The organism is Serratia liquefaciens ATCC 27592, assembly GCF_000422085.1.
GTDB classification, from domain to species: domain Bacteria; phylum Pseudomonadota; class Gammaproteobacteria; order Enterobacterales; family Enterobacteriaceae; genus Serratia; species Serratia liquefaciens.
On the sequence record NC_021741.1, the window covers coordinates 2,245,644 to 2,262,757 of the forward strand.

The 17,114-nt window shown below is 56.3% G+C and carries 13 protein-coding genes and 1 other RNA gene; 3 read left to right on the top strand and 11 right to left on the bottom strand.

All coding sequences use genetic code 11. From position 1 onward, the window contains the following. Positions 1-14: 14 nt before the first annotated feature. The 9 genes from M495_RS10555 to ppsR all read right to left on the bottom strand — a co-directional run bounded on the left by M495_RS10555 (position 15) and on the right by ppsR (position 8,863). Positions 15-800: a heme ABC transporter ATP-binding protein gene (locus M495_RS10555; protein WP_020826640.1), complete on the bottom strand. Its 786-nt coding sequence runs from the start codon at positions 798-800 to the stop codon at positions 15-17. After that, the gene (locus tag M495_RS10560; RefSeq protein ID WP_020826641.1) at positions 793-1,797 is read right to left on the bottom strand and encodes a FecCD family ABC transporter permease; all 1,005 of its coding nucleotides are present in this window, start codon (positions 1,795-1,797) and stop codon (positions 793-795) included. Before M495_RS10560 ends, M495_RS10555 begins: the two co-directional genes overlap by 8 nt. Beyond that, the gene (locus M495_RS10565) at positions 1,797-2,627 is read right to left on the bottom strand and encodes a heme/hemin ABC transporter substrate-binding protein (protein WP_020826642.1); all 831 of its coding nucleotides are present in this window, start codon (positions 2,625-2,627) and stop codon (positions 1,797-1,799) included. Before M495_RS10565 ends, M495_RS10560 begins: the two co-directional genes overlap by 1 nt. Continuing rightward, positions 2,624-3,658, bottom strand: coding sequence for a hemin-degrading factor (locus M495_RS10570; protein ID WP_020826643.1), 1,035 nt, complete (start codon positions 3,656-3,658; stop codon positions 2,624-2,626). Before M495_RS10570 ends, M495_RS10565 begins: the two co-directional genes overlap by 4 nt. Before the next feature lie 63 nt (positions 3,659-3,721). Continuing rightward, complete coding sequence (locus tag M495_RS10575; RefSeq protein WP_020826644.1) at positions 3,722-5,764, bottom strand: TonB-dependent hemoglobin/transferrin/lactoferrin family receptor; 2,043 nt, start codon at positions 5,762-5,764, stop codon at positions 3,722-3,724. A gap of 93 nt (positions 5,765-5,857) precedes the next feature. Next, entirely contained in the window at positions 5,858-6,049 is a 192-nt protein-coding gene (gene hemP, locus M495_RS10580; RefSeq protein ID WP_172958947.1) for a hemin uptake protein HemP, read from the bottom strand. Positions 6,050-6,211: 162 nt separating this feature from the next. Further along, the gene (locus M495_RS10585) at positions 6,212-6,697 is read right to left on the bottom strand and encodes a glutathione peroxidase (RefSeq protein ID WP_020826646.1); all 486 of its coding nucleotides are present in this window, start codon (positions 6,695-6,697) and stop codon (positions 6,212-6,214) included. A gap of 103 nt (positions 6,698-6,800) precedes the next feature. Then, positions 6,801-7,847: a 3-deoxy-7-phosphoheptulonate synthase gene (locus M495_RS10590; protein ID WP_020826647.1), complete on the bottom strand. Its 1,047-nt coding sequence runs from the start codon at positions 7,845-7,847 to the stop codon at positions 6,801-6,803. Between the two features lie 194 nt (positions 7,848-8,041). Further along, entirely contained in the window at positions 8,042-8,863 is an 822-nt protein-coding gene (gene ppsR, locus M495_RS10595) for a posphoenolpyruvate synthetase regulatory kinase/phosphorylase PpsR (protein WP_017892646.1), read from the bottom strand. Positions 8,864-9,394: 531 nt separating this feature from the next. Between ppsR and ppsA the strand changes: the two genes are divergently transcribed. Further along, positions 9,395-11,773 carry a phosphoenolpyruvate synthase gene (gene ppsA / locus M495_RS10600; RefSeq protein ID WP_020826648.1) on the top strand — a complete coding sequence of 793 codons (2,379 nt, stop codon included), beginning with the start codon at positions 9,395-9,397 and terminating at the stop codon, positions 11,771-11,773. A gap of 112 nt (positions 11,774-11,885) precedes the next feature. Here ppsA and rprA read toward each other — a convergent pair. Continuing rightward, positions 11,886-11,996, bottom strand: an RNA gene (rprA, locus tag M495_RS24960) — antisense sRNA RprA. Between the two features lie 260 nt (positions 11,997-12,256). Further along, the gene (gene ydiK, locus M495_RS10610; RefSeq protein WP_020826650.1) at positions 12,257-13,357 is read right to left on the bottom strand and encodes an AI-2E family transporter YdiK; all 1,101 of its coding nucleotides are present in this window, start codon (positions 13,355-13,357) and stop codon (positions 12,257-12,259) included. Between the two features lie 243 nt (positions 13,358-13,600). On the opposite strand from ydiK, the gene ydiJ reads away from it, so the two are divergent. Then, the gene (gene ydiJ / locus M495_RS10615) at positions 13,601-16,657 is read left to right on the top strand and encodes a D-2-hydroxyglutarate dehydrogenase YdiJ (protein WP_020826651.1); all 3,057 of its coding nucleotides are present in this window, start codon (positions 13,601-13,603) and stop codon (positions 16,655-16,657) included. Continuing rightward, positions 16,654-17,070: a 1,4-dihydroxy-2-naphthoyl-CoA hydrolase gene (gene menI / locus M495_RS10620; RefSeq protein WP_020826652.1), complete on the top strand. Its 417-nt coding sequence runs from the start codon at positions 16,654-16,656 to the stop codon at positions 17,068-17,070. Before ydiJ ends, menI begins: the two co-directional genes overlap by 4 nt. The last annotated feature ends 44 nt before the right edge of the window (positions 17,071-17,114 follow it).

Sequence of the window (17,114 nt, forward strand, 5' to 3'; positions counted from 1 at the left end):
GCCCGGTACTGCCGCTACTGGCGCAAATACACCTGCGGTAACGCCACTTCCGGGTGATGTACTACCCCCAAATCTGCCTGATACCAGCGGGTGAGTATTTCCGCCTGCAACACCTCCTGCGGCGTACCCGAGGCGACCAATTGCCCCTGATGCAGCAATAAAATGCGGTCGGCATACAGCGCGGCCAGGTTGAGGTCATGCAGCACGCAGCACACCGCGATCGGCTGTTGGCGCGTAAGCGTGCGCAGCAACCTCAGCGTATGTTGCTGGTGGTAGAGATCCAGTGCCGAAGTCGGTTCGTCAAGGAACAGCCAGGACGGGGTGGGCTGTGGCTGCCAAAGTTGCGCCAGCACGCGGGCCAGCTGTACCCGTTGCTGCTCGCCGCCGGAAAGCTGGCGATAATCGCGTTGGGCCAGTTCAAGGCAGTCGGTTTGCGCCATCACCTGTTGCACCGCATGCCGTGCATCGCGTTTGCCGTGCGGTGCCCGTCCCATGCTGACCACTTCCTCCACGGTAAAAGGAAAGGCCAAATCACTGTGTTGACGCATCACCGCGCGTACCTTCGCCAATTGCTGCGGTTGCCACTGCTCTAACGGTCGTCCCAGCAGCTGACATTCGCCGCAACCCGGAGCCAGATAGCCAGTTAACAAACGCAACAACGTAGACTTACCTGCGCCGTTTGGCCCGATTATTGCCACCATTTCGCCGCTGGCGATACTGAGCGAAACGTCGTTTATCAGCCGACGTGAACCCAGGCTGTAACGCAATTGCTGCGCCGTCAGGCTTGAGGAGTTATCCACCCACACGCTCCCGCTGGCGCATCACCAGCCATAAGAAGTAAGGCCCGCCGATCAGGCTGGTCATCAACCCGACCGGCATTTCCGCCGGTGCTACCAGGGTGCGTGCCAGCGTATCGCTGACCAACAGCAGGCAGGCACCGCCCAACGCGGAGCAGGGCAACAGCCAGCGGTGGTCGCCGCCGAGGCGCATGCGTACCAGGTGCGGCACCACCAGACCGATAAAGCCAATCACGCCGCTCATCGCCACCGAAGCGCCAATCAACAAGGCGCTAAGCAACAGCAGTTGCAGCTTGGTGCGCTGGACGTTGACCCCGAGGTAATGTGCTTCTTCGTCCCCCAGTTGCAACAGATTCAGGCGACGCGCCTGTAACAGGGTCAGTAAGGTGGTCGGCAGGATCAGCGAAGCGCATACCACCAGCGTCGGCCATTGCGACTGGCTAAGGCTGCCCATCATCCACAGCGAGAACTGACGCAACTGTTGGTCGTTGCTGAGGTAAGACAGCACGCCAATCGCCGCCATGCACAGGGCGTTGATGGCAATCCCCGCCAGCAGCAGGCGCGACAGGCTGCCGTGGCCACTGCGGCTGATACCGTAGATCAACAGCGACACCAGCATGCTGCCGAGGAATGCCGCCAGCATATGGCCATACAGGGCAATCACCGGAGGCAACGCCAGAGGCATCACGATAATCAGCGCAACAAACAGCGCGCCGCCGCTGCTGATGCCCAGCAGGCTCGGGTCAGCCAACGGGTTGCGAAACAACCCTTGCATCACGGCACCAGATACCGCTAATGCACAGCCGATCACCACCGCCAGCAGTACGCGCGGCAGACGGATGTTTAGCCAGATATGCCAGGCAGTGTCGCTGAACGGCTGTTGCCACAGAGTGCGAAACGACAGGGTCAATGCCCCCATATTGGCGGCACCCAGCGCCAGCAGCGCCAGTAACACCAGCAGGCCGGCAATCGCCACGCGTGGGGAAGTGCGACTGCGCATTACTTTTGCTCCGCCGCGTGGCGTAGTTTGGCCAACGCCGCCGGCGTTTCCAGCCCAAAGCCCAGCAGCGCCATATCGTCAACCACCAGCACGCGGTGGTTTTTCCCCGCTGGCGTGAGCGCGACGCCCGGCAAGTTCCACAATTGTTGTTGGCCACCGAGCGTTTTTATGCCGTCAGTGGTGACCAACAGCAAATCGGGCGCGCTGGCGATCACGCCTTCTTGTGACAGGGGACGATAGCGACTGAATCCCTGCATCGCATTCTTCAAACCGGCTGCCGTGATGACCGCGTCGGCGGCGGTGTGTTGCCCGGCGGCCATCGGCGTAATCCCCCCGTGGCTCATGACGAACAGGACCTTGACCGGCAGAGCATCGGTTTTCACCGCCGCCAGCTGTTGCTGATACCGTTCGCTCAGCTTTTTGCCTTGCTCGGTACGCTGCAACGCATTGGCGATCACCTCGATTTTCTCCGGCACGCTTTGCAACGTGGTATCGCCCGGAATGCGTACGACCTTAACGCCGCTTTCTTCCAGCTGTTTGAGCACCAGCGCCGGTTCGGCCAGTTCGGTCGTCAGCACCAGCGAAGGTTTCAACGCCAGAATACCTTCGGCATTAAGCTGACGCATGTAGCCGACATCCGGCAGCTTTTTGACGGCTTCTGGTTGCAGACTGGTACTGTCGCGCGCAATCACTTCATCGCCCGCGCCGAGTGCGAAGGCAATTTCGGTGACGTCACCGCCTATCGAGACAATACGTTCCGCCGCCGCAGCGGAGAAGGGTAACGCCAGCGCAATGCACAACGCCAGGCGACGGGTCAATGAGGGTTTCATGCGGCAATGTCCTTGGGTTCAAGCGCGGCAACCTGCTCACGCCACTGGGTTTGTTCCGGCTGGCCTTCGGTACGCTGGCCGTAAAGCTGGGCGATTTGCGTGCCGTCCGCGGCAAACAGCTCCAGGCTGGTGACAAAGCCGTCTTTGGTTGGCTTGCGGGTGATCCAGCTTTCGGCAATTGCGTCTTCGATCAGGTGCAGGGTGAAACGACGGTTAAACACGTTAATCCAGCCTTCCTGCGGCATCAGACGCTCGATCTGACCGGTGAAGATCTGCACGCAGCCACGGTTGCCGACAAAAATCATGATTTCGTTTTGCAGACCCAACGCTGCGTTGAGCAATTGGGACAGGGCGCTGTTATCCACCCGGTAAGCCAAATCGTTGCCGACGGCCTTGAAGGCCTGCTGACGCGTCAGCTTATTGCGGCTTAACAACTGGAAGAACTGGTGAACATCGGTCATTTCACGCCATTCGCGGTCGATCTTTTCGTTGTCCGGTGCGGCGTTACTGACGGTGGCGTCCGGGGCTTTCAGTGCCAACGCCGGGTTTTCTGCACTCAGGTGGCGTTCCACCAGCGCCATCCAGGCTGCCAGGTCGGTTTCGTCGGTGGTGTACACCTTATGCAACGCATCACCCTGATGATCGAAGAACTGAATGCTGTGACGCACACCGCGCTTGTTGGTTTCGCTCATGGCGAAGGCGCTGGCCCACTGGTTGAGGAACAGCCGCAAATCCAATTCGCGTGGGTTGAGGATCAGCCCCGCGTGGCCGTTCAGATGCTGGTTGAGGTAGCGCCCCATCTGCTCGTGCACCGCGTAGCTGTTACGGGTGATGGATTTGGTGACGCCAACCTGCTCCAGCTCGGTCAGCAGAGTGCGGGCATCGGCCTGCAGACGACGAGTATCCTGACCGACGCGAGCATGGGTCAGTTCCGCTTCGCTAACGCCAAGCAGCTCGGCCAGATCGCGCGCGTATTTGCCTGGGTTATCAATTTTTGCCTGCTGGTAGCGTTGGTAGAGGGTATTGCTCATTGATAGTTCTCCTGTGAGAGGTGCAATCGGCGGGCATTCGGGTTGCCCGCCGGATTCAAAACGTTACCACTGGTAGCTGACCAACAGTTTGGCGTTGCGGCCATCCTGCGGAATGCCCTGCGGCGAGTAGTATTCTTTGTCGAAGGCGTTGCCCAGCACCACGGTGGTGGTAACGCCCTGCAGACGATCGCGGCCTTTATAGCTCAGGTAGAAATCATTGACGCCGTAGCCGCCTTGCTCGGCGGTGCCGGTTTTCACATGTGTGGAGCGCTCGGCGAAGGTAGCGACCCAGCCGGTAGACAGGCCGGTTTCACCCAGCGGAACGTCCAACGAACTGGTGACGGTATCCGGGTTGATATCGCTCAGCCATTCACCGCTGTTGCCGTTCAATTCCCCGCTGCGCGACTTATCCTTGCCGCGCGTGCGGTTGTAAGCCAAATCCCAATTAAACCACTGGGTTTGATAACCCAGTGACGTATCCCAGCCCCAAATTTTAGCGCGTGAGATATTTTGCGACGAAGTCTGGGTCCGTGTGACGTACAGGCTAATGTAGTCCTTGGCGTCGGTATCGAAGTAGCTGGCTTTAAACTGCAGGTTATCGCCGGCCATCAACAGATCGTCAAAGCGCAGGCCGAAACCGTACTCGGCGGTGCTGGTGGTTTCCGGTCTTAGATTCGGGTTGGGTACCCAATAGTTGCCGGGGAAGTGGCGAGAATCATTGTACATTTCACCCATGGTCGGCGCACGAAATGCCTGCGAGTAAGAACCGAACAGCATCAGCCAGTCGGTTGGTGAATAAGTCAGTGCACCACGAGATGACCACTTGTCGGCATCGACGTCGTTGTGGCCCTGGCTGCTACCTTTGTAGTTGTCGTAGCGAGTGCCGGCCAGTAGGGTGACAGGAATATCACGCAGCGTGATTTCGTCCTGCATCCAGCCGGAAGCGAAGTTGATTTTCGCCTGTGGGAAGCTGGTGGTAGCGCCGCCAGGATGTTGTTTTTGCTGATAGCTTTCCGAGCCGTAGGTCAACAGATGCGAAGCAAAGCTGTCGGCAAACAGGCGGGTGCGGTTTTCCAGCTTGGCACCGTGAGTGGTTTGTTTGCGGAATTCGTCCGTGGAAGCCGCATTGTGAGCGTTGATTTTGACCTCAGAGGTATACAGCTTGACGTCGGCGTCCAGCCACTCCTGATCCAGGGGTTTTAATTTATAGCTCAATACCGCATCGCGCTGGATGGTGGAGCGGTTGGTCATCGGATTTCTGCTGGAGTAATCAGGATCCTGGGGATTTTTCGGTTCACGGGCGCTGTTATTGTAATAGCGCAAATCGCCGCTCAACGACTGGGCATCATCAATCTTCCAGGTGCCTTTGGCCAGCACATTGCTGATGGTCTCGTCGTTGGGCGCGTCAAAACCGTTGCCCTGACGCAAATCGCCAACGTCGCGGGTGCCGAATGACAGCAGGCCGTCGAGGTTGTCGGTCTTGCCATAGGCGCTGGCGCCCATACCCAGGCTGTGATCGCCACTGCCCGCTGTGCCGTAAACCCGGAACCCGGTGTCATGACCTGGCAGCAGCAGATCGGCGGCATCCACGGTTTCATAAGCAATTACGCCGCCCAGTGCGCCACTGCCGTAAAGCAGGGCCGAAGGGCCGCGTACCACTTCAATGCGTTTTACCAGTGCCGGATCCAGGAAGGTGGCGCCAAGATGACCGGTATCGGTGCCTTGACGGATACCGTCTACCAGTGTCAGTACGCCGTTTTTACCGTAGCCGCGCATGAAAACATCTTGGCCATTGGTACGGCCGGTGCCATTGACGGTTATGCCCGGCACGCGGCGCAGCATGTCGGCGGCGCTGGTGGCGGTCTGGCTTTCAGGACTATTGCCTTCGATCACGGTGACCATCATTGGCGCTTCAAAACTGCTGCGTGCATTGCCGGTGGCGGCAACGGTCAGGGTTTCGTCGTTAGCTTTGTCCGTTTTAGCCGACACATCGCTGGAAGAAGAAGCCGTGTGGTTGGTTTGTGCAAAAGTCACCGTCGGCAGAGCGCAGGCAATCGCCAGACTCAATGCGGATAAACGCAGCCGGGTGTAAGGGATCAGAGGCATGTCGCAACTCTCCGTATGTTTTTAACATATCAATAGATTTGCTGGCTGCCTGGATCAATATCGATCGGGGTGGCTGGCGTTGAGGGATGGGTGTTATTTGGTCAGGATCAATTTCCCGGCTTTGGTCTGCCGCAGCTGGTAGCGCTGGCCCTGATGGATGATGATTGCCACGCCGTCTGCATCAAGCAGCTGAGCGCTGTCGTAGCAGGGAGGCGAGGTCAGGCCACTCACCGCGGGGCTTACGGTTTTGGCAGGTAAGTCGTGATTGTGATTATCCATCGTCATGTGTTTATAAAACAGACCGTTAAATAGTAATTAATATCAAAGTGAGAATCATTATCATGTGAACGAAAGGTTACATCAAGGAAAATTTTCTTACCGATGGAACCTTTTTGTAGGAAGGGAAGGTGACAGGGGCTGAAGGGGCTCAGCCCGTCTAAAACAAGGTTATTTCAGCAGGGTTTCAATGCGGTCGAACAGGCGCTCGGGTTTGGTGATCGGTGCGAAGCGTTTCACCCGTTGACCGTCGGCGGTCAGCAGGAATTTGGTGAAGTTCCATTTGATTCGCTGGCTGCCCAATACGCCCGGAGCAAGGCGTTTCAATTCATTGAACAGTGGATGCGCCCCAGGGCCATTGACCTCAACCTTGCTGAACAGCGGGAAGCTGACGCCGTAGTTCAGAGTGCAGAAGTTGGCGATCTCCAGGGGATTACCGGGCTCTTGCGAACCGAACTGATTGCAGGGAAAGCCCAGCACCATCAGCCCCCGTTCGCGGTAATACTGCCACAGGTTTTCCAGCCCACGGTATTGCGGCGTAAAACCGCATTTACTGGCGGTGTTAACCACCAGATAGGCTCGGGCGGGGAAATCCCCCAGCGTTTTGTGTTCCCCTTGCAGGGTGACGCAGGGGATGGATAACAGTGAGTGGATCATGTCGAGGTTCCAAATCCTTTCCAGGGAGACTGCGAGAATTGCTAACAGTATAGATGAGCGGATGACAGGGGAAAAAGCCGGGACGGGCGCCCCGGCTTTGGCATCAGAAGCGGGTATCTACCGAATCGGCCAGCATGGCCAGCAGCTGTTCGCTGTCGGCCCAGCTCAGGCAAGGATCGGTAATTGACTGACCGTAGGTGAGCGGTTGACCGGCCACGATTTTCTGGGTGCCTTCCACCAGGAAGCTTTCCGCCATCACGCCGGTCACGGCAGCAGAACCGGCACGGATTTGCTGGCAAACATTTTCTGCTACTTCCAACTGGCGGCGATGCAGTTTCTGGCAGTTGCCGTGGCTGAAGTCGATCACCAGGTGTTCCGGCAGGTCGAATTCACGCAGGCTGTCGCAAGCGGCAACGATATCGGTAGCATGGTAGTTCGGGGTTTTGCCACCGCGCATGATGATATGACCGTAAGGATTGCCGCTGGTCTGATAGATAGTCATCTGGCCGTGTTTGTCCGGGGACAGGAACATGTGTCCGGCGCGCGCCGCACGAATGGCGTCAATGGCGATGCGGGTATTGCCGTCGGTACCGTTTTTGAAGCCCACCGGGCAGGAGAGCGCCGAGGCCATCTCACGGTGGATCTGGCTTTCGGTGGTCCGTGCGCCAATCGCGCCCCAACTGATCAGGTCGGCGATGTATTGACCGACCACCATATCGAGGAATTCGGTAGCGGTAGGCAGGCCGAGCTGGTTCACTTCCAGCAGCAGCCGACGCGCCATTTCGATCCCACGATTCACCTGGAAGCTGCCATCCAGCGCCGGATCGGAGATCAGGCCTTTCCAGCCCACCACGGTACGCGGTTTTTCAAAATAGGTGCGCATCACGATTTCCAGGCGATCCTGGTAACGTATGCGCAGTTGGTTCAGGCGGCCAGCATAGTCTACGGCTGCGTCGAGATCGTGTATCGAGCATGGGCCGATAACCACCAGCAGGCGGCGATCTTCACCGGTCAGGATTTTTTCAATGCGTTGCCGGGAGGCCGTCACGTTATCCGCGATTTCCGCCGAGATCGGCAACTTCTCCGCCAGTTCTTGCGGCGTGACAAGGCTGTCGATGCGCGCGGTCCGCAGTTCATCTGTTTTGTGCATGATTTTCTCTAAAGACTTTTCTTCGCTGCGGCAGGAGTGCCGGGAAGTGATGGCGATCACAATAACGTAAAAACCGATGAATTCAACCGGAGAAACTGTGTTCTGTTGATCAGAATCGCTAAAAAAAGCACAAAAAACGTCGCCAATGAAGAAATAAGCAGCACGCGGCAGGTGACCGGCCCACCGCGTGAAAACTAGAACATGCGGCGGCTCATGCCCAGAATGTCCAGAATTTTGGTCGAGATCTCCTCTACCGAATAATTGGTGGTATTGAGATAACGGATCTGGTTTTTACGGAACAGCGCTTCCACCTCGGCAAGCTCCATTCGACACTGGCGAATAGAGGCATAACGGCTGTTTTCGCGTCGTTCTTCACGGATGGCGGCCAAACGCTCCGGATCGATAGTCAGGCCGAAAAGCTTGTGCTGAAACGGCTTCAGCGCGGCGGGAAGGTGTAAATTGTCCATATCATCGGCGGTAAACGGGTAGTTGGCGGCGCGGATGCCGAACTGCATCGCCAGGTACAGGCTAGTGGGGGTTTTGCCACAGCGTGAAACCCCGAGCAAAATCACCTGGGCCTGGTCGAGATTGCGCAGCGAAATGCCGTCATCATGGGCTAACGTGTAGTCAATAGCCGCGATACGCGCATCATATTTACCGAGGTTGCTGGCCGTCAGGCCGTGGGTACGATTAGGGACCGGGGTGGGCTCCACCTCTAACTCGCCCTGCAGCGGGCCGACCAGTGCTTGCACAATATCCTGACAAAACCCTTCGCTCTGGGTGATGACTTTGCGCACTTCCGGCGAAATGATCGAGTAAAACACCAGGGGCCGCACGCCGGTATCTCGATAGATATCGTTAATCTGCTGGCAGACTCCACGGGCGCGCGCCTCGGTTTCGACAAAGGGCAGCGTAAAGGTTGTGGCCTTCACCGGAAATTGAGACAGCACGGCGTGGCCCAAAACCTCGGCGGTGATCGCCGTGCCATCCGAAATATAAAAAACGCTTCTTTCCACCCGAGGCTCCTTACCTGAAACGGTGATGCAGTTATCGCATCTGCTTGCTCTTATCATGGGCTTGAGATGATCGAGCGGTAAAGGGGCGGGCAAAAAAAATGTGATAGTGAGGGCAGAGTCGTCGATTAATTTCGCCAGAAGGGAATAAGCTTTCGTCGAAGCGTTATTGATTGAAACGCTATTTTAAATTTTATGAAAAGCAGGGATTTCTTTTTCTTGAGGAATGGTTCTACAGAACGATGTTATTTTCACCAAAGTCATTATTGATAATATGGTTTTTAAAAATCAAGTTTAAAAATTATTTAATTTGTTGAGATTTAAGCTATTAGTGCGACAGGGAACGATTCCATCCTCATTTTTCATTTCAGGAAGTTTTCCTAAAATCCATTTTCTTCGCCGGGTTGATCGATTCACCTTTCCATTTCCTATGGATCATTGTGCTAGTCTGATTCGGCACCGTTTTAGCGGCGCTGAGAAAGCAAGCGAATTAAATCCGTCTATACCCTACTGATAGCAATAAGGATTGTCTCGATGTCCAACAATGGCCCAGACTTGCGTAATGTGCTTTGGTACAACCAGCTCGGCATGCACGACGTTGACCGTGTCGGCGGCAAAAATGCCTCCCTCGGTGAAATGATCACCAATCTTTCCGATTTGGGCGTAGCCGTGCCAAACGGTTTTGCCACCACCGCGCAGGCGTTTAACGATTTCCTCGAGCAAAGCGGTGTTAACCAGCGCATCTATCAGTTACTGGATCAAACTGACGTTGACGACATTGCCCAACTGACCAAGGCCGGCGCGCAAATCCGTCAATGGATCATCGACACGCCGTTCCACGCAGAGTTCGAGCGCGAAATAAACCTGGCTTACCAGCAACTGGCCGACGGCGAGCCGGAAGCCTCTTTTGCCGTGCGTTCTTCCGCCACCGCAGAAGACATGCCGGACGCTTCCTTTGCCGGGCAGCAGGAAACCTTCCTCAACGTGCAGGGCATCGACGCCGTAATGGTGGCGATCAAGCACGTATATGCCTCATTGTTTAACGACCGTGCCATCTCTTACCGCGTGCATCAGGGTTACGATCACCGCGGCGTGGCTTTGTCGGCCGGCGTGCAGCGCATGGTACGTTCTGACCTGGCGTCTTCCGGCGTGATGTTCACCATCGATACCGAATCCGGTTTTGACCAGGTGGTGTTTATCACTTCCGCCTTCGGCCTGGGTGAAATGGTGGTGCAGGGCGCGGTAAACCCTGACGAGTTCTACGTGCATAAACCGACGCTGCTGAAAGGCAAGCCGGCTATCGTGCGTCGTAACCTCGGGTCGAAGAAAATCCGCATGGTGTACGCACCTTCGCAGGATCACGGCAAGCAGGTACAAATTGAAGACGTGCCAGAGCAGCAACGCAATCGTTTCTCTCTGACCGACGAAGAAGTACAGGGCCTGGCGCATCAGGCACTGCTGATCGAAAAACACTACGGCCGTCCGATGGATATCGAATGGGCCAAAGACGGTCATACCGGCAAGCTGCTGATTGTTCAGGCCCGTCCGGAAACCGTGCGTTCCAACGAACAGACGATGGAGCGTTACCAGCTTAACGGCAGCAGCCCGGTGCTGGTGGAAGGGCGCGCCATCGGCCACCGCATTGGCGCAGGCCCGGTAAAAGTCATCCACAACATCAGCGAAATGGACCTGATCGAGCCAGGCGACGTGCTGGTAACGGACATGACCGATCCGGACTGGGAACCGATCATGAAAAAGGCCGCGGCAATCGTCACCAACCGTGGCGGCCGTACCTGCCACGCGGCGATCATCGCGCGCGAGCTCGGCATTCCTGCCGTGGTCGGTTGCGGTAACGCTACCGATCTGCTGAAGGCAGGCCAGAAGGTCACCGTCTCTTGTGCGGAAGGTGATACCGGCTTTGTGTACAGCGATATGCTCGACTTCAGCGTGCAGAGTTCCGAAGTGACCGAGCTGCCGTCACTGCCGCTGAAAATCATGATGAACGTCGGTAACCCCGACCGCGCCTTTGACTTTGCGCGCTTGCCGAACGAAGGCGTGGGCCTGGCCCGGCTGGAATTTATCATCAACCGCATGATTGGCGTACACCCGAGGGCGTTGCTGGAGTTTGATCAACAGACTCCAGAACTGCAGCAGGAAATCAAGGCGCTGATGCAAGGCTACGACCATCCGGTCGAGTTCTATGTGGGCCGCCTGACGGAAGGGATTGCCACGCTGGGGGCGGCATTCTGGCCGAAGCGAGTGATTGTGCGCCTGTCTGACTTCAAATCCAATGAATATGCCAACCTGGTGGGCGGTGAGAAATACGAGCCGCATGAAGAGAACCCGATGTTGGGCTTCCGTGGCGCTGGCCGTTACGTCGCCGACAGCTTCCGCGATTGCTTCGCGATGGAATGCGACGCGGTAAAACGCGTGCGTAATGAAATGGGCCTGACCAACGTCGAAATCATGGTGCCTTTCGTGCGTACCGTAGCGCAGGCGGAAGCGGTGGTCGCCGAATTGGCGCGCCAGGGTCTGAAGCGTGGCGAAAACGGCTTGAAAGTGATCATGATGTGCGAAATTCCGTCCAATGCCCTGTTGGCCGATCAGTTCCTGGAACACTTCGATGGCTTCTCCATCGGCTCCAACGACATGACCCAGCTGACGCTGGGGCTGGATCGCGATTCGGGCGTGGTGTCTGAACTGTTTGACGAGCGTAACGAGGCGGTTAAAGCGCTGCTGTCGATGGCGATTCAAGCGGCTAAACGCCATGGCAAATACGTCGGTATTTGCGGGCAGGGCCCTTCCGATCATGAGGACTTCGCCGAGTGGTTGATGGAGCAGGGCATTGACAGCCTGTCGCTCAACCCGGATACCGTGGTGCAAACCTGGGTCAATCTGTCGAAGAAAAAGTAATTCTTCGACATAAGATTCCGCATTAACTCTAAAGCCGTAGCTCAGGTTACGGCTTTATTATTTCTGAATGTAAATAGAATGGATTTCGCCATTAATCTTGGCCAAAAAAAGAATAAAAAAAAGCCCATCATAGGAGACGGGCAAAGACTACACACAGCAATTCACATGTATGGCATTACATTGTTTGGAAATCTTGCTTTAAATCAGATGTTTGAAGCAATAGATGGCAATAATACTAGATATTTAAACGAAATTAGTCATTAAGAATCATCCTAATCAAGATCCAGGTTCCCATTTATTTTAAACCTTGCTCAATTCTATCTTCAGGCTAAAAAGATGTATTCATGCGGTATGTTTAATTAATGCCCGTTAGCCCGGCATTCAGAGGGACTTTATTAATTATCGCCGCGACGGATTGAAGTAAATGAGAATGGATATGGATAAAGAAAGGATTCTGCCCGGGGAGCCGGGCAGAGATCCGGATTACATCTGTTCCAGGTCTTTGGCGACTTCTTCCAGATCGGTCGTCGGTTCCGGCGCTTCGTTCATCCAGGCGGTGAGCAAGCGATAAGACACCGCCAGCACCACAGGGCCGATAAACAGGCCAATCATGCCGAAAGCCAATAGGCCGCCGATAACACCGGACAAGATCAGCAGCATCGGCAGATCGGCACCCATGCGGATCAGCACCGGCCTCAATACGTTATCCAGCGTAGCCACCACGCAGCTCCAGACCAGCAGCACGGTGCCCCAGGTGGTATCACCGCTCCAGTACAGCCAGATAATGGCTGGCACCAGCACCAACAGCGGCCCCAGTTGCGCGACACAGCAGATAAAGATCAGCACCGTCAGCAGGGTGGCGGCAGGAATGCCAGTCACCGCCAGGCCAATACCGCCCAATACCGATTGTACCAGCGCCGTCACCACCACGCCCAAAGCTACCGCACGGATTGCCTGACCACCCAGCACGACGGCAGCATCGCCTCGTTCGGCGCCCAGACGCGTTGCGAAGTGGCGAATGCCCAGGGCAACCTGTTCACCACGGGCATAGAGCAATACGCTAAACAAAAGCATCAGCGTGCAATGTAACAACAGGCGACCAATATGCGCCGCCTGCGCCACAAACCAGGTGGCGGTTTGGCCGAAGTAGGGTTGCACTTTCGCCACCAGGGCGGTGCCGCCGGCACTCACCAGCGTATGGTAGCTGTTATAAATCTTATCGCCGATCATCGGGATCGATTGCAGCCACGCCAGATCGGGAATATGCAGCTTGCCGGGGGTACTGGCCCAGGCAACCACGGGCGCGCTGTTGTCTACCACGCTGCTGACCAGCAGAGAAATCGGCAGGATGAACAGCAGGATCAACAGTAACGTCATGACCAACACGGCCAGCGAGCGGCGGCCCCAAAGTATTTTTTGCAGCTTGATCAGCAGCGGCCAGGTGGCGATAACCACCATGCCGGCCCAGGCGAAGCCGAGAATGAACGGTTGAATGACCCAAAAACAGGCGACGATCATAATGGCGATAAACAGCACGCCAAAAATAATCCGTGGCAAATCGTATCGGGACTGGGGGATTGTCATGAATGGGTTCTCATCCTGGTAAGTTAATTCCTTTGTTTAGATTAAGCATGGTGCATTTTCGTCACTTTTCATCATGCGCCGCACCTTTTATTGCGCGTCGTCTGACGACCTAATAATGTGCATGCCTTCACTAAACGAGTATGTTAGTTTTTATGCCTAATAAAAAGTAGGGTGGGTCTGAATAAAGGCCTGATTCAGCGTGCATAAGCGCATAAAAAATAGACAGACAGGGTCAAAAAGCGAATGATCCCACAGATTTCTCAGGCACCCGGCCTCGTTCAACGGGTGCTCGACTTTTTGGAAGCCTTAAAGCAAAACGGATTCAATGGCGATATCGCCACCAGCTACGCCGACCGGCTGACGATGGCGACCGACAACAGTATCTATCAGTTGCTGCCCGACGCGGTAGTGTTTCCCCGCTCCACCGCAGACGTGGCGCTGATTGCACGCCTGGCGGCTGAAGAACGTTTCAGCGCGCTGACCTTCAGCCCCCGCGGCGGCGGAACCGGCACCAACGGACAGTCGCTTAACAGCGGCATCGTGGTGGACATGTCGCGCCACATGAACCGTATTCTGGACATCAACGTCGAGCAGGGGTGGGTCAAGGTGGAGGCTGGGGTGATCAAAGACCAGCTTAACCAGTACCTGCGGCCCTTGGGTTATTTTTTCTCGCCGGAGCTTTCCACCAGTAACCGCGCCACGCTGGGCGGCATGATCAATACCGACGCTTCCGGCCAGGGGTCGCTGGTGTACGGTAAAACCTCCGATCACGTACTGGGCCTGCGGGCGGTTTTGCTGGGCGGCGATATGATCGACACTCGCGCCATGCCGACGCCACTGGCGGAAACGATTGCCTGTGAGGAAACCCTTGAGGGGCAGATTTACCGAACGGTACTCAACAGTTGCCGTGACCAACGCGCGCTGATCCTGGAAAAATTCCCCAAGCTAAACCGCTTCCTGACCGGCTACGATCTGCGGCACGTGTTTAGTGACGATCTGCAAACCTTCGATTTGACGCGTATTCTGACCGGTGCCGAAGGAACTCTGGCCTTTATTACCGAAGCGCGGTTGGACATTACGCCGCTGCCGAAGGTGCGCCGCCTGGTGAACGTTAAATACGACTCCTTTGATTCCGCGCTGCGTAATGCGCCCTTTATGGTTGAAGCCAAGGCGTTGTCGGTAGAAACCATCGATTCCAAGGTGTTGAACCTGGCGCGTGAGGATATCGTCTGGCATTCGGTGAGCGAACTGATCACCAACGTGCCGGATAAAGAGATGCTGGGCCTGAACATCGTCGAATTTGCCGGTGACGACGAGGTCCTGATCGACCAGCAGATGGAGAGTCTGTGCCTGCGATTAGATGAACTGATCTCCGAGAGGCAGGGCGGCGTGATTGGCTATCAGATCTGTGGTGATTTGGTGGGCATCGAGCGCATTTATAACATGCGCAAAAAGGCGGTCGGGTTATTGGGTAACGCCAAAGGGCGGGCCAAACCGATTCCCTTTGCCGAAGACACCTGCGTGCCGCCTCAGCATCTGGCCGATTACATCGTCGAATTCCGTCAGTTGCTGGACAGCCACAACCTCAGCTACGGCATGTTCGGTCACGTCGATGCCGGCGTGCTGCATGTGCGTCCCGCGCTGGACATGTGCGATCCCCAGCAGGAAGTGCTGATGAAACAGCTCTCCGATCAGGTGGTGGCACTAACCGCCAAATACGGCGGCTTGCTGTGGGGTGAACACGGTAAAGGTTTCCGCGCCGAATACAGCCCGGAGTTTTTCGGCGAGCAGCTGTATCTGGAACTGCGTCGCATCAAAGCCGCATTCGATCCGAACAACCGCCTCAACCCCGGCAAAATTTGCTCGCCGTTGGGCGTCGATGCGCCAATGATGAAAGTGGACGCCGTCAAGCGCGGTACCCTCGATCGCCGCATTCCTGTCGAGGTACGTACTTCATTCCGGGGGGCGATGGAATGTAACGGCAACGGTCTGTGCTTCAACTTTGACGTGCGTAGCCCGATGTGCCCGTCGATGAAAATCACCGGCAATCGTATCCATTCGCCAAAAGGCCGGGCCGCGCTGGTGCGTGAATGGCTGCGTCTGCTGTCCGAGCAGGGCGTCGATCCCGTGGCGTTGGAAAAACAGCTGCCACAGCAGCGGCTCAGTTTCCGAACGCTGATCGAGAAAACCCGTAACAGCTGGTACGCCGGCAAAGGCGAATATGATTTCTCGCACGAGGTGAAAGAGGCGATGTCCGGCTGTCTGGCCTGCAAAGCCTGTTCTACCCAATGCCCGATCAAGATTGACGTGCCGGGCTTCCGTTCGCGTTTCCTGCAGCTTTACCACACGCGTTATCTGCGGCCGGCGCGTGACTATATGGTTGCCGGAGTAGAGAGCTATACGCCGCTGATGGCGAAAGCGCCCAAGGTGTTCAACTTCTTCTTCCGTCAGCCCTGGGTACGTGAGCTAAGCCGCAATACTGTCGGCATGATTGATTTGCCGATGCTCTCCAGCCCGACGCTGCGTCAACAGCTTTCCGGCCATGGTGCTACGACCATGACGTTGGAACAGCTTGAAGCGCTGAATGCTGAACAACGCGAGCAGCACGTTTTGATCGTGCAGGATCCCTTCACCAGCTATTACGATGCCAAAGTGGTGGCGGACTTTGTACGGCTGGTGGAAAAGCTCGGCTACCGGCCGGTGCTGCTGCCGTTTTCTCCGAATGGCAAGGCGCAACATATCAAAGGATTCCTGACGCGCTTTGCTCGTACTGCGCGCAAAACCGCCGACTTCCTCAATCGGGTGGCAAAACTTGGCATGCCGCTGGTGGGGGTCGATCCGGCGCTGGTGCTGTGTTATCGCGATGAATATAACGAGATCCTGGGGGAAACCCGCGGGGACTTCCAGGTGCAACTGGTGCACGAATGGTTGCAGCAACTGCTGGCCGAGCGGGCTGAACAGCCTGCTACCGGTGAGGCCTGGTATCTGTTCGGTCACTGTACTGAAACCACCGCCTTACCGGCCAGCGGTCAGCACTGGACGTCGATCTTTGCTCGCTTCGGCGCCAGGCTGGAAAATGTCAGCGTAGGCTGCTGCGGCATGGCGGGTACTTACGGGCATGAAGTGAAGAACCTGCAGAATTCGCTCGGCATTTATGAGCTATCATGGCACCAGGCATTGCAACGTTTGCCGCGGCAACGTTGTCTGGCGACCGGTTACTCCTGTCGCAGCCAGGTCAAACGCATTGAGGGTAACGGTGTACGGCACCCATTACAGGCACTTCTGGAGATGATTGAGTGAAACTGTGGAAACGAGAAACGACGCTGGAACAATTAAACCAGGCTGGTGAAGGCTGTATGGTCAGCCATGTGGGGATCCAGTTTACTCGAATGGAAGAGGATTACCTTGAGGCTACCATGCCTGTGGACCACCGTACGCGGCAGCCGTTTGGTTTGTTGCACGGTGGGGCCTCGGTGGTGCTGGCGGAGTCGATGGGATCGATGGCTGGTTACCTGTGCAGCGAGGGCGATCAGAAAGTAGTAGGGCTGGAGATCAATGCCAACCACCTGCGAGCGGTGTTTGAAGGCCAGGTACGCGGAGTTTGTCGCGCACTGCATGTTGGTCGTCGGCATCAGGTGTGGCAGATTGAAATCTTCGATTCGCGCGACCGCCTTTGCTGCACTTCGCGTTTAACCACCGCAGTGATCGATTAAGTTTCCTTCCCCCGCAGGCATTCCGGCCTGCGGGTTTCTTGTCA

Bases quoted from the DNA above. Each gene is read 5' to 3' on its own strand.
- M495_RS10565 (WP_020826642.1), bottom strand. From the start codon at position 2,627: ATGAAACCCTCATTGACCCGTCGCCTGGCGTTGTGCATTGCGCTGGCG.
- ppsA (WP_020826648.1), top strand. From the start codon at position 9,395: ATGTCCAACAATGGCCCAGACTTGCGTAATGTGCTTTGGTACAACCAG.
- hemP (WP_172958947.1), bottom strand. From the start codon at position 6,049: ATGACGATGGATAATCACAATCACGACTTACCTGCCAAAACCGTAAGC.
- M495_RS10570 (WP_020826643.1), bottom strand. From the start codon at position 3,658: ATGAGCAATACCCTCTACCAACGCTACCAGCAGGCAAAAATTGATAAC.
- M495_RS10575 (WP_020826644.1), bottom strand. From the start codon at position 5,764: ATGCCTCTGATCCCTTACACCCGGCTGCGTTTATCCGCATTGAGTCTG.
- M495_RS10590 (WP_020826647.1), bottom strand. From the start codon at position 7,847: ATGCACAAAACAGATGAACTGCGGACCGCGCGCATCGACAGCCTTGTC.
- ydiJ (WP_020826651.1), top strand. From the start codon at position 13,601: ATGATCCCACAGATTTCTCAGGCACCCGGCCTCGTTCAACGGGTGCTC.
- M495_RS10585 (WP_020826646.1), bottom strand. From the start codon at position 6,697: ATGATCCACTCACTGTTATCCATCCCCTGCGTCACCCTGCAAGGGGAA.
- M495_RS10560 (WP_020826641.1), bottom strand. From the start codon at position 1,797: ATGCGCAGTCGCACTTCCCCACGCGTGGCGATTGCCGGCCTGCTGGTG.
- ydiK (WP_020826650.1), bottom strand. From the start codon at position 13,357: ATGACAATCCCCCAGTCCCGATACGATTTGCCACGGATTATTTTTGGC.